The sequence below is a fragment of the Streptomyces sp. DG2A-72 genome (assembly GCF_030499575.1).
In the GTDB taxonomy this organism is placed as follows: Bacteria; Actinomycetota; Actinomycetes; order Streptomycetales; family Streptomycetaceae; genus Streptomyces.
In genome coordinates this window covers 4,986,078-5,006,184 of sequence record NZ_JASTLC010000001.1, presented here as the reverse complement: position 1 = coordinate 5,006,184, position 20,107 = coordinate 4,986,078, and the positions used below count along the sequence as shown (strand labels likewise).

19 protein-coding genes, 1 tRNA gene and 2 pseudogenes are annotated in these 20,107 nt (G+C 70.5%); 8 read left to right on the top strand and 14 right to left on the bottom strand.

What is annotated here, in order from left to right; all coding sequences use genetic code 11:
* Window positions 1–15 precede the first annotated feature (15 nt).
* The 4 genes from QQY66_RS23850 to QQY66_RS23835 form a co-directional block, all read right to left on the bottom strand.
* Window positions 16–471, bottom strand: coding sequence for a copper chaperone PCu(A)C (locus QQY66_RS23850; RefSeq protein ID WP_301982360.1), 456 nt, complete (start codon window positions 469–471; stop codon window positions 16–18).
* On the bottom strand, window positions 468–1,118 hold the full coding sequence (locus tag QQY66_RS23845) for an SCO family protein (protein ID WP_301982359.1): 651 nt from the start codon (window positions 1,116–1,118) through the stop codon (window positions 468–470). The genes QQY66_RS23850 and QQY66_RS23845 overlap by 4 nt, the downstream gene beginning before the upstream one ends.
* A gap of 130 nt (window positions 1,119–1,248) precedes the next feature.
* A complete protein-coding gene (locus QQY66_RS23840; protein WP_301982358.1) occupies window positions 1,249–1,989 on the bottom strand; it encodes a YcnI family protein in 741 nt (246 codons plus the stop codon).
* Window positions 1,990–2,169: 180 nt separating this feature from the next.
* Window positions 2,170–2,979, bottom strand: a complete 810-nt coding sequence (locus QQY66_RS23835; protein ID WP_301982357.1) for a hypothetical protein — start codon at window positions 2,977–2,979, stop codon at window positions 2,170–2,172.
* Between the two features lie 235 nt (window positions 2,980–3,214).
* On the opposite strand from QQY66_RS23835, the gene QQY66_RS23830 reads away from it, so the two are divergent.
* Window positions 3,215–3,661 (top strand): ATP-binding protein, encoded by a 447-nt coding sequence (locus QQY66_RS23830; protein ID WP_301982356.1) that lies wholly within the window; start codon window positions 3,215–3,217, stop codon window positions 3,659–3,661.
* A gap of 13 nt (window positions 3,662–3,674) precedes the next feature.
* Here the strand turns inward: QQY66_RS23830 and QQY66_RS23825 are convergent, their stop codons facing one another.
* Window positions 3,675–4,667: a triacylglycerol lipase gene (locus QQY66_RS23825; protein WP_301982355.1), complete on the bottom strand. Its 993-nt coding sequence runs from the start codon at window positions 4,665–4,667 to the stop codon at window positions 3,675–3,677.
* Window positions 4,668–4,843: 176 nt separating this feature from the next.
* Between QQY66_RS23825 and QQY66_RS23820 the strand changes: the two genes are divergently transcribed.
* The 3 genes from QQY66_RS23820 to QQY66_RS23810 all read left to right on the top strand — a co-directional run bounded on the left by QQY66_RS23820 (window position 4,844) and on the right by QQY66_RS23810 (window position 7,261).
* Window positions 4,844–5,404, top strand: a complete 561-nt coding sequence (locus QQY66_RS23820; RefSeq protein ID WP_301982354.1) for a GNAT family N-acetyltransferase — start codon at window positions 4,844–4,846, stop codon at window positions 5,402–5,404.
* 82 nt (window positions 5,405–5,486) lie between these two features.
* Window positions 5,487–6,416: an intradiol ring-cleavage dioxygenase gene (locus QQY66_RS23815; RefSeq protein ID WP_301982353.1), complete on the top strand. Its 930-nt coding sequence runs from the start codon at window positions 5,487–5,489 to the stop codon at window positions 6,414–6,416.
* An 8-nt stretch (window positions 6,417–6,424) separates the two neighbouring features.
* Window positions 6,425–7,261, top strand: a complete 837-nt coding sequence (locus QQY66_RS23810; RefSeq protein ID WP_301982352.1) for a triphosphoribosyl-dephospho-CoA synthase — start codon at window positions 6,425–6,427, stop codon at window positions 7,259–7,261.
* A 30-nt stretch (window positions 7,262–7,291) separates the two neighbouring features.
* On the opposite strand, the pseudogene QQY66_RS23805 reads toward QQY66_RS23810, so the two are convergent.
* From QQY66_RS23805 to QQY66_RS23790, 4 genes and pseudogenes are all read right to left on the bottom strand, one after another.
* Window positions 7,292–7,726: pseudogene (locus QQY66_RS23805) on the bottom strand (MFS transporter); the annotation flags it as partial.
* A pseudogene (locus QQY66_RS23800) lies at window positions 7,726–8,574 on the bottom strand (PLP-dependent aminotransferase family protein); the annotation flags it as partial. The pseudogenes QQY66_RS23805 and QQY66_RS23800, both read right to left, overlap by 1 nt.
* Window positions 8,575–8,628: 54 nt before the next feature.
* Window positions 8,629–10,092 carry an aminopeptidase P family protein gene (locus QQY66_RS23795; RefSeq protein WP_301982351.1) on the bottom strand — a complete coding sequence of 488 codons (1,464 nt, stop codon included), beginning with the start codon at window positions 10,090–10,092 and terminating at the stop codon, window positions 8,629–8,631.
* Window positions 10,093–10,174: 82 nt separating this feature from the next.
* A complete protein-coding gene (locus QQY66_RS23790; protein WP_301982350.1) occupies window positions 10,175–11,695 on the bottom strand; it encodes a PP2C family protein-serine/threonine phosphatase in 1,521 nt (506 codons plus the stop codon).
* A gap of 490 nt (window positions 11,696–12,185) precedes the next feature.
* Between QQY66_RS23790 and QQY66_RS23785 the strand changes: the two genes are divergently transcribed.
* Together QQY66_RS23785 and QQY66_RS23780 are read left to right on the top strand one after the other, a co-directional pair.
* Window positions 12,186–12,851 (top strand): bifunctional DNA primase/polymerase, encoded by a 666-nt coding sequence (locus tag QQY66_RS23785; RefSeq protein WP_301982349.1) that lies wholly within the window; start codon window positions 12,186–12,188, stop codon window positions 12,849–12,851.
* 56 nt (window positions 12,852–12,907) lie between these two features.
* Window positions 12,908–13,441, top strand: a complete 534-nt coding sequence (locus QQY66_RS23780; RefSeq protein ID WP_301982348.1) for a hypothetical protein — start codon at window positions 12,908–12,910, stop codon at window positions 13,439–13,441.
* A 267-nt stretch (window positions 13,442–13,708) separates the two neighbouring features.
* Here the strand turns inward: QQY66_RS23780 and QQY66_RS23775 are convergent, their stop codons facing one another.
* The 3 genes from QQY66_RS23775 to QQY66_RS23765 form a co-directional block, all read right to left on the bottom strand.
* Complete coding sequence (locus tag QQY66_RS23775) at window positions 13,709–14,674, bottom strand: DUF5926 family protein (RefSeq protein ID WP_301982347.1); 966 nt, start codon at window positions 14,672–14,674, stop codon at window positions 13,709–13,711.
* A 110-nt stretch (window positions 14,675–14,784) separates the two neighbouring features.
* Complete coding sequence (locus tag QQY66_RS23770) at window positions 14,785–15,423, bottom strand: ATP-binding protein (protein WP_301982346.1); 639 nt, start codon at window positions 15,421–15,423, stop codon at window positions 14,785–14,787.
* Window positions 15,424–15,552: 129 nt separating this feature from the next.
* Complete coding sequence (locus tag QQY66_RS23765; RefSeq protein WP_301982345.1) at window positions 15,553–16,380, bottom strand: glycerophosphodiester phosphodiesterase; 828 nt, start codon at window positions 16,378–16,380, stop codon at window positions 15,553–15,555.
* Between the two features lie 294 nt (window positions 16,381–16,674).
* Here QQY66_RS23765 and QQY66_RS23760 point away from each other — a divergent pair, with 294 nt between their 5' ends.
* Both QQY66_RS23760 and QQY66_RS23755 read left to right on the top strand, forming a co-directional pair.
* Window positions 16,675–18,147: a S1C family serine protease gene (locus tag QQY66_RS23760; protein ID WP_301982344.1), complete on the top strand. Its 1,473-nt coding sequence runs from the start codon at window positions 16,675–16,677 to the stop codon at window positions 18,145–18,147.
* A 109-nt stretch (window positions 18,148–18,256) separates the two neighbouring features.
* A tRNA-Ser gene (locus QQY66_RS23755) sits at window positions 18,257–18,345 on the top strand.
* Window positions 18,346–18,767: 422 nt separating this feature from the next.
* Here QQY66_RS23755 and QQY66_RS23750 read toward each other — a convergent pair.
* On the bottom strand, window positions 18,768–19,178 hold the full coding sequence (locus tag QQY66_RS23750; protein ID WP_301982343.1) for a hypothetical protein: 411 nt from the start codon (window positions 19,176–19,178) through the stop codon (window positions 18,768–18,770).
* A gap of 72 nt (window positions 19,179–19,250) precedes the next feature.
* A complete protein-coding gene (locus QQY66_RS23745) occupies window positions 19,251–20,084 on the bottom strand; it encodes a hypothetical protein (protein WP_301982342.1) in 834 nt (277 codons plus the stop codon).
* Window positions 20,085–20,107 lie beyond the last annotated feature (23 nt).

Sequence of the window (20,107 nt, the reverse complement as noted above, 5' to 3'; positions counted from 1 at the left end):
AGGTGGGTCCCTCCCTCAGTGCCCGGTCTTGGGGTTGTACGTCGCCGACTTCACCGGCATCTCGACCGTGATCGGGCCGGACTCGGCGAAGTGCAGTTCGACGGAGACCGTCTCGCCCTGCTTCGGCTTCCGCTTCAGCTTCTCGAACATCAGGTGGTTTCCGCCGCTCTTGAACACGAGTTGACCGTGTGCGGGTACGTCGAGGGAGGCGACTTCCTGCATCGCCGAGCCGACGGTCTCGTGGACGGTGACCGTGCCGGCGTCGCTGGTGACGGAGGTCAGCTCGTCCTTCGTGCCGCCCTTGTTGTCGATGGTGAGGAAGCCCGCCGCCATGGAGTCCGAGACCGGCTGGGGCATGTAGGCGGCGCCGACGGACAGTTCGGGTTCGCCGTCCGCGGAGGCCGAGCCGCCGCAGCCGGCCAGGACCAGCGTGCTCACCAGGGCCGTGGCGGTCAGGGCGATCCGCTTCACGGGTTCTCACCCTTGATGAGCTTGGGGAGGTCGGCGGTGTAGTTGTCGACGGTGGCGTCCTCGCCGTAGAGGACGTAGCCCCCGTCGGTCTTCGGGGAGAAGGCGATGACCTGGGTGCCGTGCGTGGAGACGATCTTGCCCTTCTCCTTGTGCGGCGGCTCGATGGAGATGCCCAGGGTGCGGGCGCCGGCCTGGATGGTGGCGAAGTCGCCGGTCAGGCCGACCACCTGCGTGTCGATGCCCTTGAGCCACTTGCCGAGCGCCTTCGCGGTGTCCCGGTCGGGGTCGGTGGTGACGAACACGACCCGCAGCTCGTCCTGTTCGGCCTTGGGCAGCTGCTTCTTGGCGACGGCGATGTTGTTCATCGTCAGCGGGCAGACGTCGGGGCAGTTGGTGTAGCCGAAGTAGAGCAGGGTCGGGTGGCCTTTGGTCTCCTTGCGGAAGTCGTACGACTTGCCGTTCGTGTCGGTGAGGACGAGGTCCGGCTTCTCGAACGGTTTGTCGAGGATGGTGGCGGCCTTGTCCGTGGCGGTCTCCTCGGAGACCACGGCGACGGGCGAGTCGCCGCCGTCGCTGCTGCTGCAGGCGGAGAGGGTCAGGGTGGCGGCGGCGAGCAGTGCGGCCGCCGCGAACGTCTTCTTGCGCATAGAGAAATGTCCCAGATGTGTGAACTCCGGCGTGCGCCGGGGGCGTACGGACCGGTCGGGTCCATGGAGGGCGTACGGACGAGTCGTACGCGCCCGGCGCGCACCGCGGGTGGTGGGCTCAGGCGTTGGCTCAGGCGTTGTCGGTACGCCGGCGGCCGGCGAGCACGCCGTAGGCCACGCCCACCGCGCCGATGACGATGCCGACGATGCCGAGTACGCGGGCGGTGGTGTCGCTGCTGTCGGTCGCGGCGTCGGCCGTGGTGGTCGCGGCAGCCGCCGAGGCGTCGTCGGCGGGCTCCTCACCGGCCTCCGCGCCGTGCGAGTGGCCGTCCTCCGCGGCGGCGGACAGGGTCAGCACCGGAGCCGGGTTGTCGGGCTCCTCCTGGCCCTCCTGCTGCTCCTCGATCCAGCGGACGACATCGCCGTTGGAGTAGGTCTGGAGCGCCTTGAAGGTGAGGTCGTCGGCGTCCTCGGGCAGTGCGCCCATGGAGACCGGGAACTTCTCGAAGTAGCCGGGCTCGATGCCCTTGCCGGTGGCGGTCCAGGTGATCTTGGTGACCGCCTCGGAGAGCTTCTCGCCGTGCGACTCGACCGGCTTGTCCAGCTTGGACTTGGTGATCTTGATGCTCCAGCCGTTGACCGGTTCCGGCATCACGGAGGCCAGCGGGTGGTCGGTCGGGAAGTTGACCTCGAGCTTGGTGGTCGAGGCGTCGTCCTGCTCGTTGGGGACCTTGAAGTCGACGACGGCGTAACCGCCCTTGGCGGCGGTCCCCTCGGGCTGCACGGTGACGTGCGCGAACGCGGGGGAGGACAGGACGACGACGGCCGTGGCGGCGACGGCGCCGGCGGCGGCGAGACGAGAGGCCTTCATACGGGCACTCCACTTCGAGTGAGACATCGCGGATTCCGGTGGTGAAGAGGGGTACACGCGCGCGTGGGTGCCTCTTGGGCAAGGGCTGCTGGAACGACCGGCACGCGCGTGTGCCGCGCGACGGCGGCCTCTTACGGATCCGTAACTCAGTACGTCGTGAAGGGGCGGGCGCGCGTCGCGTCAGGCGGCGAGAGCGAGCGTGGTGGTCGGCGGGCCGCGTCTGATCACCGTGTGCTGGAGTGCGGTGGTGCGGGGCCGCGGCGGCGCGAGCGGTGCGGTGCGCGTCGGACGCGGACCGGCTTCCGGCGTGGCGGGCAGCCCGGCGCACAGGGTACGCGCCAGCGCGAGCGCCCCGCGCAGGGATCGTACGAGCGCCCCCTCGGCGACCCCGTGCGCCGACAGCTCCACGAGCCGCAGCAGCGCCAGGTCCCCCCGGCGCAGCAGCCACCCGGCGGCGATCGCCGCGAGGACATGGCCGAGCAGCATCGGCAGGGACGGCAACAGGGCGGTGGTCGAGTCCGCGGACACGGTGTCCGCATGGTGGGTGTGCGTACCCGACGAGACGGGGTTGATCCGTGCCTCGGTGAGGATCCGGTGGGCCTGTGCGGGGCTGATCGCCGCCGCGGCGGACCCGCACAGCAGCCGGGCGGCCTGCGCGACCAGCGAGGCGTCACTGGCGGCGCCCGTCGTCGAGTCGGCCGAGGCCGTCGCGGCGTGCTGCCCGAGTCCGAACACCGAGTGCAGGACCACCTGCCCGACCGTGAGCAGTCCCGCGATCCCCGGCAGCGAACGCGCCCGCCCGGCGAGCGGCGCCGCCACCCCGAAGACCCCCAGGAATCCCGCGCCCAGCGTCCACAGCGGCACCGTGGCGCAGGAGGCGAGGGCGTGCCCGGCAGCGGCCAGCACGACGCAGACCGCGGCGAACACCGCGGCCCGCAACACCCGGAGATCCCGTCCGGAGCGCGCCCAGCGCTGGTGGGGGGCAGTCATGGCGGGCCAATCATCGCATTGGCCCTACGGGTCCCATACGGCAGGTCCGCAAGATGGCGTACGACCGGAAGATCACCTTCTGGTGTGCCTGGCCATAGATGCCCCCCCGCATACACCGATCAACGCCTCCGGCACATCGGCCGTATGGGCGGCATCACGTCAACGATGCGCTTACGTCCGGGCGCTTGCGGCAATACGTAACGGTATGTCGAGCCGCGGGCCGGGAGGCTGGAGCATGAGCATCTGGTGGTCACTCCATCTGCGGCGCGAGGCTGCGAGCGTTCCCCTCGCCCGGCGGCTCCTGCTCGGCACGATGGAGAGCGCGGGCGTCGACCCCGACATCTCCTACGACCTCTCCGTCGCCCTCACCGAGGCCTGCGCGAACGCCGTGGAGCACGGCGGCGACACCGGGCACGGCGGCTCCTCGGAGGCCTACCGCGTCACCGCCTACCTCGACGGCGAGAAGTGCCGTATCGAAGTGGCCGACTCAGGACCGGGCTTCACCGGCCGGCAGAGTCTGCGCCCCTCCCACAGCGAAGCCGAGCACGGCCGCGGCCTGTACCTCATCCGGGAACTCGCCGACCACGTCCAGATCGGCAACAAGCCGGGACGTGGCGGCGCGGTGGTCAGCTTCGACAAGATCCTCAAGTGGAGGAATGACGCCCCCCTGGTGGCGGTGTGACGCGTGTGGCGTGTCAGCCGCCGAGGAGGGGCGCCGAGAAGCGGCAGCTCACGGGTTGGGCATGGGCGGGGTCGAGGGCGTTGCCGACGAGTTGCAGGGCGTTGGAGTCGTAGGCGATCGACACATGTTCGGAGACGTCCTGGGGACAGACCTCCTGGAGAAGGATGTTGCGTACGGTCGCGCCGGGCCCTGCCTTGAGGAATTGGTGGTGGTACGGCGTGACGACCTCGTCGTATCGCGTGGTGATCACCGTGTAGTCGACGCCCGGCTGCGTGTCGCCGTCCCGGTCGAGCGTGGTGTGCACCTGGGATCCGACCATCTGGTCCGCGTACGCCTGCCCCGCGACGAGGGACACCGTCTGGTTGAGACCGAGTTCGGTGGTGAGGGTGCCCAAGCCGGACGCGGTGGCGCCGTGGTTGGACGGGGCCAGGCCGATGAGCCGGCGGACCTTGTTGTGCGCCTTGTCCGCCGGGTTCGTACCGCCCTCGAACCGCAGGTACCAGCGGGGCAGCACACCCCCGCCCTGGGAGTGGCCCACCAGGTCGACCTGCCGGGCACCGGTGGCTTCGAGCACCCGGTCGACGTAGCGGGCGATCTCGCGGGCGGAGTCGGGGATGTGTCGTGTGGCCTTGAACGGAACTCCCGGTTCCCCGCCGTAGTTCGGCGCGAAGACGCAGTATCCGGCGTTCTTCAGCCAGGTGGACAGCATGATCCAGTTCAGGTTGGCGTTCGACCAGGTGGCGTGCAGCAGGACGACAGGGCGGGGGTGGGCGGCGGTCGGCCGGCACTGCCAGTCGTTCGCCCCCGGCGGTGAGGCATCCGGCTGGAGGGTTCCGCGGAGCAGGGCCTCGGGGCCCGAGACGGTCGGCCCTGCGGGCGGTTTCGGGGCGTCGGCGGCGACCGACGTGGTCGGGGAGCCGAGTAGCAGGGCCGTGATCGCGCCGAGGGCTGCCAGCCAAGTGATCAGGCGGGAGCGCGGCGCAGGCCGCACAGTGCTATGTGACATTCTACTGCTCCTAGTCAGAGTCCTGGTCACACGCAGACGCCCAAGATCATCAAGGAGCGGCGGTCAGTCCTCCGGCCGACCCGCACCGCACCCACCCCCCTTGGAGTAGCGCTTTTCATACGTGCGGCTCTGCCCAGCCCCGTCACCTCGGTCTTCAGGGTCCTTAGGGTGGGCGGATGGAGATCGGAACCGAAGAGCTGCCGGGCGGGGTGACACTCCGGCTCACCGCGCCGTCCGACGCGGCCGCGCTCTGTGAGGCCTACGTCGAGAACCGGGACTTCCTCGCTCCCTGGGAGCCGCGCCGCCCGGAGAGCTTCTTCACCGTCGAGGGACAGGCCGAACGCATCGACGCACGGATGCGGGAGTTCGCCGAGGGCCGGCTCGTGCCCTGGGTGCTGGCATCCGGCGGGCGGATCGTCGGGACGATCACGCTGACCGGCATCACCCTGGGGCCCTTCTGCAGCGCCTATCTCGGCTACTGGGTCGCGGCCGACCACCAGAGACGCGGCCTGGCGACCGCCGCCGTACAGCAGGTGTGCCGCATCGCCCGCGACAGCGTCGGACTGCACCGGATCGAGGCCACCACCCTGCTGGACAACACGGGATCCCAACGCGTGCTGGAGAAGTGCGGGTTCGAGCCGATCGGCACCGCCCCGCGCTACCTCCACGTCGACGGCCAGTGGCGCGACCACCGGATGTTCCAACGGATCCTGCACGACGAGCACCCGCGGCTGTGAGGCTTCAGGCGCCTCGGCATTCACAGCCGGAGCACAGCGCTGCCAAACCTCCCTGACGGACGGCGTCCATACGTTCCCGACCATGACGGGAAACCACAGGAACAACACGATCACCCGGCGCCGCGCCCTCGCGGTGACCGGTGGCACGGTCGCGGCGGGCGGCCTCGCCGTCGCCGGTTACCAGACGGCCTTTGCCGACGAGACGACGACCGCCGAAGCGACCGCGACCGCCTCGGCGAGCGCCACCAGCAGCAGCGCCTGCATGACGCTGATGTCGAGCGTCACGGAAGGCCCCTACTACCTCGACGGTGCCCTGGTGCGAAAGGACATCACCGAGGGCAAGAGCGGCGTCCCGCTGACCCTGCGCCTCACCGTCGTCGACGCCACCGACGGCTGCACCCCGGTCCCCGGCGCGGCCGTGGAGATCTGGCACTGCGACGCCTGGGGCTACTACTCCGGCTACACCACCGCCAACCCCGGCGGCTCGGCCCCCGCCGAGAGCGAGGACGGCTCGACGGCCAATGACAAGACCTACCTGCGCGGCTACCAGATCGCCAATGCCAACGGGGTCGTCAAGTTCGAGACGATCTTCCCGGGCTGGTACACCCCGCGCACCTGCCACATCCACGTGAAGGTGCACACCGGCGGCGAGAAGGAGGACGGCACCTACGAGGGCGGCAAGGTCAACTACACCGGCCAGTTCTTCTTCGACGACGAGATCGCCCAGGAGATCTTCACCCTGGAGCCGTACTCCCAGCACTCCGGCAGCTACACCACCCTCGACAACGACATGGTGTACGACGGCGGCGGCGCCTCCAGCGGACTGCTCACCCTCAAGGCCGTCCACAAGAAGGACCCCTCCCAGGGCTACAAGGGCTTCCTCACCCTCGGCGTCGACCCGGACGCCGAGAACACCGGCGCGGGCAGCGGCGGTGGCGGCGAGGGCGGTACGCCGCCCACGGGCACCCCGCCGAGCGACGCCCCGTCGGCTTCGGCGTCCGCGGCCTCGTAGGTACGACGATGACGAGCCGCGAGGACGAGAGGCTGGCGCAGGCCGCCGTGACCGCGCTGACCGGACAGCTGGCGCTCGCTCCCAAGCCCGGCCTGCCCGACCCACGTGACCTGGGCGCCCGCGCCACGCGCAAGGACCACCGTGCCCTGCGCTGGTCGGCCAAGGCGCTGGCGCCCGGCCTCGCGGCGATGGCCGCGGCGGCCCGCCGCACCGGCGAGCCCACGCCCGGACTACGTACCGAACTGGGCGCGATCGGGCGCTGCACCGAGCACTCGCTGGGCCTCGCGGGCGGCGGCCACCGTGGTGCCCTGTGGACGCTCGGTCTGCTGGTCGCGGCGTCCGCCCTGGACCCCCGGGCCGGGGCGCGCGAGGTGGCCGCGACCGCCAAGCGCATCGCCGCGCACCCCGACAAGCGCGTCCCGCGCAGGCCCTCCCGGGGCTCCTCGGTGTCCGCCAAGTACGGCGCCGCGGGCGCCCGCGGCGAGGCCCGCGCCGGATTCCCGCACGTACGGCGGGCGTTGGACGCGCTCACCACGGCCCGCTCGGCCGGCGCCACGGAGGGCGAGGCCCAGCTCGACGCCCTGCTCACCGTGATGTCCACCCTCCAGGACACCGAGCTGCTGTACACGGCGGGCCCGCTGGGGCTGCGCCACGTCCAGGCCGGTGCCCGCGGTGTCCTGGAGGCGGGCGGTACGGCGACGGAGGCGGGCCGCGAAGCCCTGACCGCCTTCGACGCCGACCTGCACGCGCGCGCGTGGAGCCCGCGGGGGAGTGCGGGGCTGCTGGCGGGGGCGCTGTTCCTGGACTCGCTGCCGGTCAGCGCACGCGTGCCGGCCGCGGCCTGACGTCACGACGCATCCGGCCGGTGGCCACCCGGCCACCGGTCCCATCGCATACGACGCCGCCGGCGTCGCCGCGCCCAGCAGCAGCCAGCCCTGTGTCCCCCACCCCACGAGCAGCGTCGTCAGGACAAGCGGACCCGCGGTGCGGGCGACGGCCACGCCGGTGCCGAAGAAGCCCTGGTACTCACCGACCCGGTCGGCCGGCGCGAACTCGAACGACAGCTGCCAGGACCCCGCCGACTGCCCCATCTCGGCGACGACCTGCAGCACCGCGCCGATCACTAGGACAGCCACGGCCACCCACGACGAAGCGCCCGCCGACAGCGCGAACACCACACACGCGGCCAGCATCACCCAGCCCGACCGCCGCACCGCGCGCGTGGCCGCCGTGAGCCCCGTGATCCCGCGCGCCGTCCGCACCTGAAAGGCCATCACCGCCCCGGTGTTGAGCACGAACAGCGCTGCTACAGCGCGGGCCCCAGCGTCTTGGAGGCGGTGCCCAGATAGACCACCTGCCCCGGTGCCATCCCCTGAAGGGCACCGACGGGCTGCCGGTCGTAACGGAACTCCCCGTCGTAGTCGTCCTCGACAATCAGCCCGCCACGCGCGCGTGCCCACTCGGTGAGCGCCCGCCGCCGCTCGGGACGCAGCGTCACGCCGGTCGGATACTGATGCGCCGGCGTGACGACCACGGCAGCCGCATCCCCGAACCCCTCGACGCACGCCCCCCGTTCATCGACCGGGACGGGCACCACACTCCCGCCCCCACGCCGCACCACCTCCCGGTGAAAGGGCAGCCCGGGATCCTCCATCCAGAAGGTGCCGCCCCCCAGCACACGCGTCAGCAGCGAGAGTCCCTGCACATACCCGGGGAGGTGATCACGATCCGCTCCGGCGGCGCGATGACACCCCGCGCGCGTCCCAGGTATCCCGACAGCGCGGTCCGCAGTTCGATACGCCCTCGTGGATCCCCGTAGTCGTACGCCGCGGAGGGCGCCGTGGCGATGGCACGCCGCACCGCGCGCAGCCAAGCGGCGGCCGGAGGGCAGCGGGGCGACCCGCGTACCGGCACCTTGCCGAGCGGTGAGATATCCCTCGGCGACGAGCTGGTCGTAAGCGGCGTTCACGGTCCCCCGCGAAACCCCCAACTCAGCAGCGAGCCGCCGAGTAGCGGGCAACCGAGCCCCGGGAGCAAGCCGCCCATCCCGAACGGCGTCGCGCAGTGCACGCTCAAGCCCAGCACGACGCCCCTCAGCGGCGATGACATCCAGGTGCAGGTCCACCCCAACCCCGCCAGGGGCGCGGGGCTGTGACATATGCGGCTCCGCCGCGTGGGCGCGACCAGCCACAGACGACCCGCAGCCGACGAATCAGCCCTGGAGGCCCGCCATCCAGGCCTCCACCTCATCAGACCGCCGAGGAAGCCCACCCGACAGATTCCGGTTCCCACTCTCCGTCACCAGAATGTCGTCCTCGATGCGCACACCGATCCCCCGGTACTCCTCCGGCACCGTCAGATCGTCGGCCTGGAAGTAAAGCCCCGGCTCCACCGTCAGACACATCCCCGGCTCCAACGTGCCGTCGACATACGTCTCGGTCCGGGCCACCGCACAGTCATGGACATCCAGCCCGAGCATGTGCCCGGTGCCATGCAGCGTCCACCGCCGCTGCAGCCCCAGCTCCAGCACCCGCTCCACCGGCCCTTCGACGAGCCCCCACTCGACCAGCTTCTCGGTCAGCACCCGCTGCGCGGCGTCATGGAAGTCCCGGTACTTCGCACCCGGCTTCACCGCCGCGATCCCGGCCTCCTGAGCCTCGTACACGGCGTCGTAGATCTTCTTCTGGATCTCGCTGAACCGCCCGTTGATCGGCAGTGTCCGCGTGACATCGGCGGTGTACAGGGTGTGCGTCTCGACGCCCGCGTCCAGCAGCAGCAGTTCACCGGAGCGCACGGGTCCGTCATTGCGCACCCAGTGCAGCGTGCAGGCGTGCGGCCCGGCCGCGCAGATGGAGCCGTAGCCGATGTCGTTGCCCTCGACACGCGCGCGGAGGAAGAACGTGCCCTCGATGTAGCGCTCGGAGGTCGCTTCGGCCTTGTCGAGGACCTTCACCACGTCCTCGAAGCCACGCACGGTCGAGTCGACGGCCTTCTGCAGTTCGCCGATCTCGAACGCGTCCTTGACCAGTCGCGCCTCGGACAGGAAGACCCGCAGCTCTTCGTCCCGCTCGGCGGTGACCTTGTCGGTGAGCGCGGCCTCGATGCCGGCGTCGTAGCCTCGTACGACCCGGACCGGACCCGTGGCCTCCGCCAGCGCGTCCGCCAGCTCGCGCACGTCCGCGGCCGGGATGCCGTACAGCTTCTCCGCCTCGCTCAGCGAGTGCCGGCGGCCGACCCACAGCTCGCCCTGGCCGGAGAGCCAGAACTCGCCGTTCTCGCGGTCGGAGCGCGGAAGGAGGTAGATCGTCGCCTTATGGCCGTCGCCGACCGGTTCCAGGACGAGCACCCCGTCCTCGGTCTGGTTCCCGGTGAGATACGCGTACTCCACCGACGCGCGGAAGGGGTACTCCGTGTCGTTCGAGCGGGTCTTCAGGTTGCCCGCCGGGATCACCAGACGCTCGCCCGGGAAACGCACCGACAGCGCGGCGCGCCGCGCGGCGGTCTCGGCGGCCTGGGCGATCGGCTCCAGGTCGCGCAGCTCCGTGTCGGCCCAGCCGGACTTCATGTTCTCGGCCAGCTCGTCGGACACGCCCGGGTACAGGCCGTTCTTCCGCTGCTTGATCGGCTTCTCGGTCTCTTCCGGGGTCTCCGGGGTGAGCTCGTCCGCCACGGTCATCCTCCTAGGTACGGCACTGGACCCCGTCCATCGTACGGTCGAGAGGAAGGGGGCCCAGGGCCGGAAGACCTGTTACCGGCTGCTACTCGAAGCGAGCGGCCAGTAGTACGACGTCCTCCGCGGAGTCGGCTTCGTCCCGCCCGTCCGGCAGTACGGTCCGCAGGATGTGGTCGGCGATCGCGTCCGGGTCCCGGCGCAGGCTCCGGGGTACGCCGGCCGCCGCGGCGTGCAGCCGGGCGAAGGCGCGGTCGGTGGGGTCGCCGGTGCGGTGCAGCAGCCCGTCGGTGTACAGCAGCACCGTCTCCCCGGCTTCCGCCTGCAGTTCCACGCTGGGCGCCTCCCAGCAGGCGAGCATCCCCAGTGGCGCGGACACGGACGTCTCCACGAACTCCGTGCGCCGCTCGCCGATCAGCAGCGGCGGGGTGTGTCCCGCGCCGGCCAGCGTGATCTTGCGCAGCGCGGGCTCGCAGTAGGAGAACAGGGCGGTGGCGGACCGGGCGGGTTCGGTGAGCCTCAGGAGCAGTTCCAGGTCGGACAGGACGGCGACCGGGTCCTCGCCCTCCATCACGGCGTACGCCCGCAGGGACGCCCGCAGCCGGCCCATCGCGGCGACGGCGCTGGGTCCGGAGCCGGTCACCGAGCCCACGGCCAGGCCGAGCGCGGCGTCCGGCAGCGGCAGCGCGTCGTACCAGTCGCCGCCCCCGCGCGGGCCGGTGCGATGCCGGGCGGCGAGCTGCATGCCGGCCACCCGCGGCAGCCGTGAGGGGAGCAGTTCCTCGGCCATCGTCGCCATGCACGCGCGCGTGCGCTCGACTTCGACCAGCCGGGCCAGGTGCTCGGTGGCGTAACGGACGTACAGGCCGACGAGGTGGCGCTGCCGCTCGACCGGCTCGGCGGGCTCGTCGTAGAGCCATACGGCGGCACCGAGGCGGCCGACGGCGGGCGTGGACAGGGGGAGCGTGTAGCTGGCGGCGTAGCCGAGGCGCGCGGCGACCTCGCGGTGCCGGGGGTCGAGGCCGTCCTCGGCGAACACATCGGGCTGGACGATGCCGTCCTCGGCGCCGGGCAGGCCGTCGAGGATCCGGCCGAAGGGCATCGCCCCGCGCGGCACGGTCTCGATGTGGCCGAGATCGGCTCGCGCCAGGCCGAGGCCGATGGTCGTGTCCGGTCCCAGCCCGTCGCCGGGCTCCAGCGCGACGAGACCGCGCCGGGCGCCCACGAGGGCGGCTCCGGCGCGCAGCACTTCCTGGAGGGCGTCCGCCAGTGTGGCTGTGCGGGCCAGACGTTCGGTGAGTTCGTGGAGAGTCGTGAGGTCCGAGACCCAGCCGGCCAGGCGGTCCTGGAGCAGTGCGCCGGGCGCGTTCGGGGCGGGGACGGCTGGGCCGGCTGCGTTTTCGGAGGCCGCGGGCGCGGGCGCGACAGTGTGTGCGGGCGAGGGAACCGTTGAATCGATTCCAGCCACTTTCGGAGCGTGAGGGGCGTTCATGGCGTCCGGCTTTCCGACCGGTGCGTATTGCTCGATAGCATCGCAAACCCCCATGTCATTCTGCGCCGCTAGCAGTGTCTCCACATGTACACGCACTCGTGAGGGGATGTCCAGCATTGTCCTGCTGGGATTCCTGGTGTCCGTGGGATTTCAGTAGACCTCTTGCGTAAAAGCGAAGTTGGCTCAAAACTGCCTCGGGTAACAGCCTATTGCGGTCGACTGGCCTTGCTCCACGGAGCGTCACAGCGGTCGTGATGGGTACGTACTCGGTGAAGGCCAGGGGTGGTTGGGAATCACCCGGAACCTGGCGACGGACCCGGGCGTCTTAGCCACCGACGACCGTGCCCCATCCTCCCGTGGCGGAGGCGAAGAGAAACACGCGCGACAGCAAAACGCCAGACTTCGCCACCCCGCGCCACGCCCGTGCTTTTGATAGACGCAGTATGGACGAGGCTGCCGCGGATGCTCCAACGCTCGGCCCATAGGGTTCCCCATGCCTGAGGCTGGGGTGTGATGCGCCAATAGGTACGCACAGTGAAGTGATCGACACATGGTGTGATGTGGTCCACGGTGTTGCCAGCGGTGCAACGGAAAGGAACGAGCGCTCATGCGCGAGATCCTCGGAAGGCGACGCAGGCTCCTGTCCCAGCGCAGTGACGGGGGGCCTGACTTGATCAGCGCGGCCCTGACCTTCGCGACGGAATGGCAGTGGCCCGTACTCCCGGGCGTGGCGGCGGACCCCCAGGGGCGCTCCCGCTGCGCCTGCCCGGACCCGGACTGCACGGTGCCCGGCGCGCACCCCTTCGACCCCGGCCTCCTCACGGCCACCACCGACGCCCGCATGGTGCGCTGGTGGTGGACCAACCGGCCCGCCGCGCCGATCGTCCTGTCCACCGGCGGAAAGGCTCCGTGCGCGGTGTCGCTGCCCGCCCTGCCGGCCGCCCGTGCCCTGGGCGCCCTCGACCGCATGGGCATGCGCCTCGGCCCGGTGGTGGCCTCGCCCACCCGGTGGGCGCTGCTGGTGAAGCCGTACTCCATGGAGCAGTTGGGCGAACTGCTGTACGCCCAGGACTTCGTCCCGGGCTCGCTCCGCTTCCACGGCGAGGGCGGCTATCTGGCGCTGCCGCCGTCCGAGACCGGCCAGGGGCAGACCCGCTGGGAGCGCGCACCGCTGCCCGGCTCGGCCTCCCCGTGGGTGCCCGACGTCGAGGCCGTGGTGGACGCCGTGGTCGAGGCCCTCACTCGTACGGGTGTGAGCGCGCCCGAGTTGTAGGGGTGTCGGGCGCGCACCGGACCGAGCGCCCCAATCAGGTCGATATCGTCCCCTTCATGAATATTCGCCTGATCGCCCTCGCGGGCGTGGTGGCATGCGCGATCGCGCTACCACTGGCTGTTGCGTCCGCGGGGCCCGTGGGCGACCAGGACCCCGAGGCCGTACGACCGTCCCGTCACCCGGACGCCAAAGCGCCCTCCCCCGAACCCGTCGACGCCCCTGGGCTGCTCGGCCTGGGCCTGGCCACCGCCGCCCGCTGCGGCCCCGAACTCACCTCGCCCGACGGCATCGAGGCACAGACCTGTGTGATGACCCAGGGTGAGGACACCTGGGCGCGCACCTACTACCGCAATGCGAGCGGGGACGCGCTGGACTCGGTGCTGAGCCTCATGGGGCCCGGTGGCCGCACCATGCAGATGCGCTGCCCGATCGGCGCCGACGACGAGCCGGCCACCTGCGAGACGCCGCGGGAGCGGACGCGGGGCGACTTGGGTGCCTACACGGCGGTCGCAGAGTTCGCGTCCCGGGCCGGCGAGGGGCCGCTGCTGCTGCGGTCGGGGAGCAACTCCGGGGCGCCTGCGGGCGGTTGACGCGCGACGGGTGTCCTCCTTCGCGCGCTGCTTCGCACCCTCGGCGAGACGGCCGCATGGAAAGACCCGGTTGCTGGCGACGGGGGATGCACCAGCAACCGGGCTATTGGAACGGTAACAAGAGATCGGCTGTTCGCAAATTCGATCTCTCGTTTTGCTCGGCTATTCGGACACCGACTCGCCTGCCGGAACGGGGAGTTGTGGTCGGAGCCGGTCGTTCCGTCAAGGCTTGCTCCGGCTGACCGACCGGTCAGCCGGAGCTGTGCGTCAGCTGAGCGTGACCTGCCGGTTGGTGAGGCCGCCGCGCGCGCGGCGCTCGTCGGCGGTGAGCGGAGCGTCCGTGGCCAGCGCGGTGGCGAGGCGCTCGGCGAACTCGGCGGCCGGCTTCTCGATGTCCTGCGCGGTGACCTCGCTCGGCAGGTCCCAGACCGGGACGGTGAGCCCATGAGCACGGAAGGAGCCCACCAGCCGGGTGCCCTCCCCGAGGCTTGACTTCCCGGCCGCGTGCAGCCGCGCGAGAGCGTCCAGAAGCTGCTCCTCCGGATGCGGCATGACCCACCGCAGATGGTTCTTCTCCGGAGTCTCGCACCAGTACGCGGCATCCACGCCGGTCAGCTTCACGGTCGGGATGGCCGCCGCGTTGGCCCGCTCCAGGGAGGCGGCCACCTCCGGAGTGGCGTTGTCCGCGTCCGGGACCCAGAACTCGAAGCCCGAGTGCACGACTGGCTCGAACGCACCTTCCGGGGCGAGCAGATCCTGCAGCCGCGGACCGTCAGTGGGCGCCCGGCGCCCCTGCACGGGCGTGCCTGGCTTGGCGGTGAGCGCGTGCTGGAGGGTGTCGGCGAGGTCGCGGCTGATGTCGCCGGACGCCGTGTCGTTCTGCAGGCCGAGCAGGACCGAGCCGTCGTCGCGGCGCAGGGCGGGCCAGGCCATCGGCAGGACCGTGGCGAGCGTGACCGACGGAACGTCCTTGGGCAGACCGTCCTTGAGCGTCAGCTCCACGGTCGCGGCCGGGACCAGCTCACGCAGCGCCACCCAGTCGCACTCGCCCGGCAGGCCCTCGAACGGGCGCTGCACCAGCTCGGTCACCGCGTGCGCGGCGGCCCGGCCGTGGCACGCCTTGTAGCGGCGGCCGCTGCCGCAGGGGCAGGGTTCACGGGCACCGACGACCGGGATCTCAGCGTCTGTGAGCTGCGGCCGCGGGGCCTTCGTCTGGGGTCGCTTCTTGGCCATCGTGGTCTCTCCCGGTTACGGCTCGTGTCGTACGGCGGGAGCCTAGCCGTTCACACCACGGCCGACGGGAACCCTGTGGACAACGTGGCCGACCCGGTGCAACGGGGGCTTCAGTCCAGGTCGTCGAAGGCGTGTCCGAAGTCCAGGTCGGCCATCGCGGACACCCGCGGAGCGGCGACACGCGTAGCGAAGTCGTCGCGTCGGCGACCGGCATCGGTGTCGTGCACGTCGTCGTGGACCACGACCCACACCGTGACCTCGCCGCGGGCGTCGTCCCGGACGCCCCAGTCGTCGGCCAGTGCGGTGATGATGTTCAGCCCGCGGCCGCCGTGTGCGGTGACCGAGGGCGTGGCCGGAGCCGGGCGGGTGGGCCCACCACCGTCCGTCACCTCGACCGTGAGTCTGCCGCGCCGGTCCACCCGCCATGCGGCCCGGACGTCGCCGTCCCCGGCCAGGGCGTCACCCAGCGGCCGACCGTGTTTGCACGCATTGCTCAAGAGTTCGGAAAGAATCAATACGGCATCGTCGATGACCGATTCCGCCACACCACCCGTGCGCAACTGAGCGCGCATACGGTGTCTCGCTTTCCCCACGCCCGCAGGGCCATGGGGTACGGCCATGCTCGACGACGTGGGCACCTCCTGTGCCACCACCAACGCCACCCCCGAGACCTCCTTTGCCCCACGCCACGGTGTGGATGCCCCATTGGCCTGAACCGGAAACCGGCCGGGGAACGTTCGGTGACGCATTCGCAACGATCGAATACGGATCGAACGCGCCGGTGCACTCCCTGTAACCATGTGGCTGGATTTCGCCGGTGTGGCCGAGATCGGAGGATGCTGTAAGCGGGCTGCGGGGGTCAAGCTTGGTTTCATGGTTCACCGACCGAGTCGGCGCAGCACCTCGCCCGGGCGGTTGGTGATGATGGCGTCGATGCCCAGGTCGACGCAGAGATCGATGTCCTGCGGCTCGTTCACGGTCCAGACGTGCACCTGGTGGCCGGCTCGCTTCAGGCGCTCGACATAGGCCGGATGGTTGCGCACGATCCGGATCGAGGGGCCCGCGATCCGGACACCCGCGGGCAGCCGTCCGTCGCGCAGCCGGGGCGAGACGAACTGCATCAGATAGACCGTCGGCAGGGTCGGCGAGGCGGCTCGTACGCGGTGCAGCGAGCGGGCCGAGAAGCTCATGATCCGCACCTGGGACTCCGCCGACGTGGCGGGCGCGTCCAGCCCGAAGCGCTTCAGGAGCAGCAGCAGCCGCTCCTCGACCTGGCCCGCCCAGCGGGTGGGGTGCTTGGTCTCGATGGCCAGCTCGATCCGGCGGCCGGTGTCGGCGATGAGTTCGAGCAGTCGCTCCAGGGTCAGGACGGAGGTGTCCTCCGGGTCCTCGGGCAGGTGCTCCCAGTCGGGCTCCTCGTCCCGCATCCGCGAGGAGTCCCGGTGCTTCCAGGAGCCGAAGTCCAGGGCAGCCAGTTCGGCCAGCTCCAGCGCGGAGACCGCTCCGCGGCCGTTGGAGGTGCGGTTGACGCGGCGGTCGTGGACACAGACGAGATGGCCGTCGGCGGTCAGCCGTACATCGCACTCGAGGGCATCCGCACCGTCCTCGATCGCCTTCTTGTATGCGGCCAGGGTGTGCTCGGGAGCCTCTTCGGAGGCCCCGCGGTGGGCGACGACTTGAATCCGGTGCTGCCGTGCAGGGGTCACCGCGTCATGGTGCCACCGCGACGGGGTAGGCGTGACGGCGATACCCCTGCGTCGGACACGCGCGCGTGGCGGGCGGGAGCGCCGAGATGCGCCCACCTCGTCCGAAAGGTCCTATATAAAGGATGGTCCCGCGCCCACAGCAACCGCTTATGGTGCTCTGACGGCCCGTGGGAAAAGCTGTCAGCAGACAAAAGAAGCACAAGCACAGCTGAATCGCGCCGGACCGACGACAAGCGTGAGCGCGTGTGACCGAGTGCGACCGAGAAGTACAGCCGTGGATCGAGGAGAAAAGCTGTGAGCACCGAGAACGAGGGCACTGCGGTACCCCCGGCCCCGTCCGCACCTCCCGTGCCGGTGGAATCTCCCGCAGCCTCCACGCAGCCGGCCGCGCCGACGGCTCCCATACCGTCGGTGCCCGCGGGCGCCCCGGACCATGAACCGGCCCGCACCGCGCCCGCCTACGCGTCGGCCGGATCCCCGGGCCAGGGCGGCGGTTCCGCCCCGGACGCCTCCTGGCCGCCCCCGCCGCCGGCCACTCCGTCGTACGGGGACGCAGGTGCCTCGGGAGCCGGCTCGTACGCCGACGGGGGCTCTGGAGGTGCGGGCTCCGGCTGGGGTGCCGGCTTCCCGCCGCCCGCTCCCAAGCCCCGTAGCAGGCGCGGTGGTCTGGTCTCCGCGATCCTGGTGGCCGCGCTGGTCGCGGGCGGTCTGGGCGGCGGCCTCGGCTACACCCTGGCCAGGGACAACGACAGTGGCGACTCCACGACCGTCTCCGCCTCCGACAGCGGCGGCTCCGTCAAGCGCGACGCGGGCACCATCGCGGGCGTGGCGGACAAGGCCCTGCCGAGCACGGTCACCATCCAGGCCGAGTCCTCCAGCGGCGAGGGCGGCACCGGCACCGGCTTCGTCTTCGACAAAGAGGGCCACATCGTCACCAACAACCACGTGGTGGCCGAGGCGGTCGACGGCGGCAAGCTGACGGCCACCTTCCCGGACGGCAAGAAGTACGACGCCCAGGTCGTCGGCCATGCGGCGGGCTACGACGTCGCGGTCATCAAGCTCGAGAACGCTCCGTCGAACCTGAAGCCTCTGACGCTGGGCGACTCCGACAAGGTCGCCGTCGGCGACTCCACCATCGCCATCGGCGCCCCCTTCGGCCTGTCCAACACGGTGACGACGGGCATCATCAGCGCCAAGAACCGCCCCGTGGCCTCCAGCGACGGTACCGGCAGCAACGCGTCCTACATGAGCGCCCTGCAGACCGACGCCTCGATCAACCCGGGCAACTCCGGCGGCCCGCTGCTGGACGCCCAGGGCAACGTCATCGGCATCAACTCCGCGATCCAGTCCACCAGCAACGGCGGCCTGGGCGGCACCAGCCAGTCCGGCTCGATAGGGCTGGGCTTCGCCATCCCGATCAACCAGGCCAAGTACGTCGCCCAGCAGCTGATCAAGACCGGCAAGCCGGTCTACGCGAAGATCGGCGCGTCCGTCTCCCTGGAGGACACCACGGACGGGGCGAAGATCACCGAGCAGGGTGCCAGCGGCTCCGAAGCCGTCGAGGCCGGCGGCCCCGCCGCAGAGGCCGGCCTCAAGCCCGGCGACGTCATCACCAAGCTCGACGACAGGGTGATCGACTCCGGCCCCACCCTCATCGGCGAGATCTGGACCCACCAGCCCGGCGACAAGGTCAAGATCACCTACGAACGCGGCGGCCAGACCCGCACCGTGGACCTCACCCTGGGCTCCCGCGTCGGAGACAGCTGACGACACGGGCCCACGCGCACGTACCTCCCCGGTTCAGTAACGCCTGCCCCCCACGCGCGCGTGCCCACCCGTTACTCTTGATCCCGCGCCGCCGGTGACGGGGGTGCGGGGAGGTGTGCCCGAGCGGCCGAAGGGAACGGTCTTGAAAACCGTAGTGACGTGAAAGCGTCACCGTGGGTTCGAATCCCACCGCCTCCGCAGGTCAGAGACGTGCTGGTCAGAAGGGGTGTCTCTCGCTGAGGGGCACCCCTTCTGCATGGGGCCTGTCTCACCTTGATCCGGGGTTGTCGCGTTGTTGATCAGTGTGTATGGACCAGGCGTGGACCAACAATGAGGAAGAACCCGCAGCTCAGAGCTGTGTCAGGGGAATTCCACAGTGCGCGGTCCACTGGAGGTCGCAACGCGCAATCGGCTACCCCCCGAGGCAGAGCGGCCCTGGACCAACACCTGGAGAACGTCCAGGGCCGCCGACACATGCACGCATCGGATCGTAGTCTCGACGACACGTCTGACGCCGGGCACGACCCGGCCAGCATCAAGCCCCGTAGCCCGCGAGTTGCCGTCTCACGACAATGCCCTCGGCCACCGTTGTGGTGGCCGAGGGCATTATGCCGGGTTGGTTACGGCCCGGCGCTGGGCGGTGCCGGGGGAGTCACCGGGCCCGGGGCGCTGTCGGGAGGCGCCGACTGGTGGAAGCGCCCGCTGGTCGGGGAAGGCGTGACGTGCTGCTCTTCCACCGTGCTGCGGGTTGTCCACCACATGACGGCCAGGAGACCGACGGCGCACACACCTCCGACGGCCAGCACGATCGGCGGGCGTTTCCGTGATCTGGCCAAGCGCAGACACAGCCAGCCGACGCACGCCCCGGCGAAAATGATGATCAACGGGGTGAGTCCACCGCGCTTGTACGTGCTCAACAGTACGGAACGATCAGAGATCAGCGGCAAGAGCGCCGCATAGAGCACGCCCAGCACCACGATGACCGCGCACGCCCCTTCCAGCAGGCGCTGCGCAGGGCGACTGGCGTTCATACCGTCTCCTACCCTCCCACTTCGGCCGCACGGGACCGGCAACCGACTCCTATCAGTGCCGACCAGTGCAGGCTACGGGGCGGGGCGTGTCAACTGCCCGGCCACCGTCTCGGTCACGCTGCCGTCGGCGTCCTTGGTGAACGTCCGCTCTCCTGCCGGGTCCTGCGCCGCGGTTGCGATCGCAGCAGCCGTCGGCTCGGGAAGGTTCGGCGACACGGTGAACAGCGAGCCGTCGCTGTTCCTCACCGGCTCGCCGTTCTCGCCGATCACTGGCACGGACGCGGGGTCGTCGCTCGTGTCGGTGTTCTTCAGCCAGTCCGGGACCACCGGCTCGTCCTCGGCCGTCGCGGCCAGTGAGCTGGTGTCCGGGAGCAGGTGGTAGCCGGACCAGACGTTGGCGTTCAGTCCCACCCACTCACCGCTGTCCACCATGCCCGCGTAGTTGCGGATCCCGTAGTAGCCCGCACCGCACAGCCCCTCAGCCGGAGCCGTCCACGTCAGTTCGAACTTCCAGGCCGGCTCGCTGTTGAAGTACCACTGATCTGTGCGGTCGCAGATGAGCCAGCTGCCGTCGCCGTTGGCGTCCACGTACCACTTGAAGACGATCATGCCCTCGGCGAGCTCACCGGAGTTGCGGTCCCAGCTCAGGACGCAATCCAGCGGGTTGGGGTCGATGTCAGCGTATGACGTCGAATCTCCCTTGAAGTAGCCTCCGCCCGTGGACCCGTGCGAGGTCTCCGCGCGGTTCCATAAGCACCGGGACGAGTCGGCGTTCCCCCACACCTGCTCGGTCCAGTACACGTAGTGGGCGTTGGCCGACGTGGCGGCCACCATGGTGAGGCCGAAGGCTGCCGGGAGGGCCAGCAGAGCCGTGCGCAGCGATCTTCTGCGGCGACTGGAAGACATGCGTCTCACAAAGACTCCTTTGT

Excerpts from the sequence above, each read along its gene's own strand:
- QQY66_RS23845 (WP_301982359.1), bottom strand. The coding sequence starts at position 1,118 with ATGCGCAAGAAGACGTTCGCGGCGGCCGCACTGCTCGCCGCCGCCACC.
- QQY66_RS23840 (WP_301982358.1), bottom strand. The coding sequence starts at position 1,989 with ATGAAGGCCTCTCGTCTCGCCGCCGCCGGCGCCGTCGCCGCCACGGCC.
- QQY66_RS23835 (WP_301982357.1), bottom strand. The coding sequence starts at position 2,979 with ATGACTGCCCCCCACCAGCGCTGGGCGCGCTCCGGACGGGATCTCCGG.
- QQY66_RS23830 (WP_301982356.1), top strand. The coding sequence starts at position 3,215 with ATGAGCATCTGGTGGTCACTCCATCTGCGGCGCGAGGCTGCGAGCGTT.
- QQY66_RS23825 (WP_301982355.1), bottom strand. The coding sequence starts at position 4,667 with ATGTCACATAGCACTGTGCGGCCTGCGCCGCGCTCCCGCCTGATCACT.
- QQY66_RS23820 (WP_301982354.1), top strand. The coding sequence starts at position 4,844 with ATGGAGATCGGAACCGAAGAGCTGCCGGGCGGGGTGACACTCCGGCTC.
- QQY66_RS23815 (WP_301982353.1), top strand. The coding sequence starts at position 5,487 with ATGACGGGAAACCACAGGAACAACACGATCACCCGGCGCCGCGCCCTC.
- QQY66_RS23810 (WP_301982352.1), top strand. The coding sequence starts at position 6,425 with ATGACGAGCCGCGAGGACGAGAGGCTGGCGCAGGCCGCCGTGACCGCG.
- QQY66_RS23795 (WP_301982351.1), bottom strand. The coding sequence starts at position 10,092 with ATGACCGTGGCGGACGAGCTCACCCCGGAGACCCCGGAAGAGACCGAG.
- QQY66_RS23790 (WP_301982350.1), bottom strand. The coding sequence starts at position 11,695 with ATGCTGGACATCCCCTCACGAGTGCGTGTACATGTGGAGACACTGCTA.
- QQY66_RS23785 (WP_301982349.1), top strand. The coding sequence starts at position 12,186 with ATGCGCGAGATCCTCGGAAGGCGACGCAGGCTCCTGTCCCAGCGCAGT.
- QQY66_RS23780 (WP_301982348.1), top strand. The coding sequence starts at position 12,908 with ATGAATATTCGCCTGATCGCCCTCGCGGGCGTGGTGGCATGCGCGATC.
- QQY66_RS23775 (WP_301982347.1), bottom strand. The coding sequence starts at position 14,674 with ATGGCCAAGAAGCGACCCCAGACGAAGGCCCCGCGGCCGCAGCTCACA.
- QQY66_RS23770 (WP_301982346.1), bottom strand. The coding sequence starts at position 15,423 with ATGCGTCACCGAACGTTCCCCGGCCGGTTTCCGGTTCAGGCCAATGGG.
- QQY66_RS23750 (WP_301982343.1), bottom strand. The coding sequence starts at position 19,178 with ATGAACGCCAGTCGCCCTGCGCAGCGCCTGCTGGAAGGGGCGTGCGCG.
- QQY66_RS23745 (WP_301982342.1), bottom strand. The coding sequence starts at position 20,084 with ATGTCTTCCAGTCGCCGCAGAAGATCGCTGCGCACGGCTCTGCTGGCC.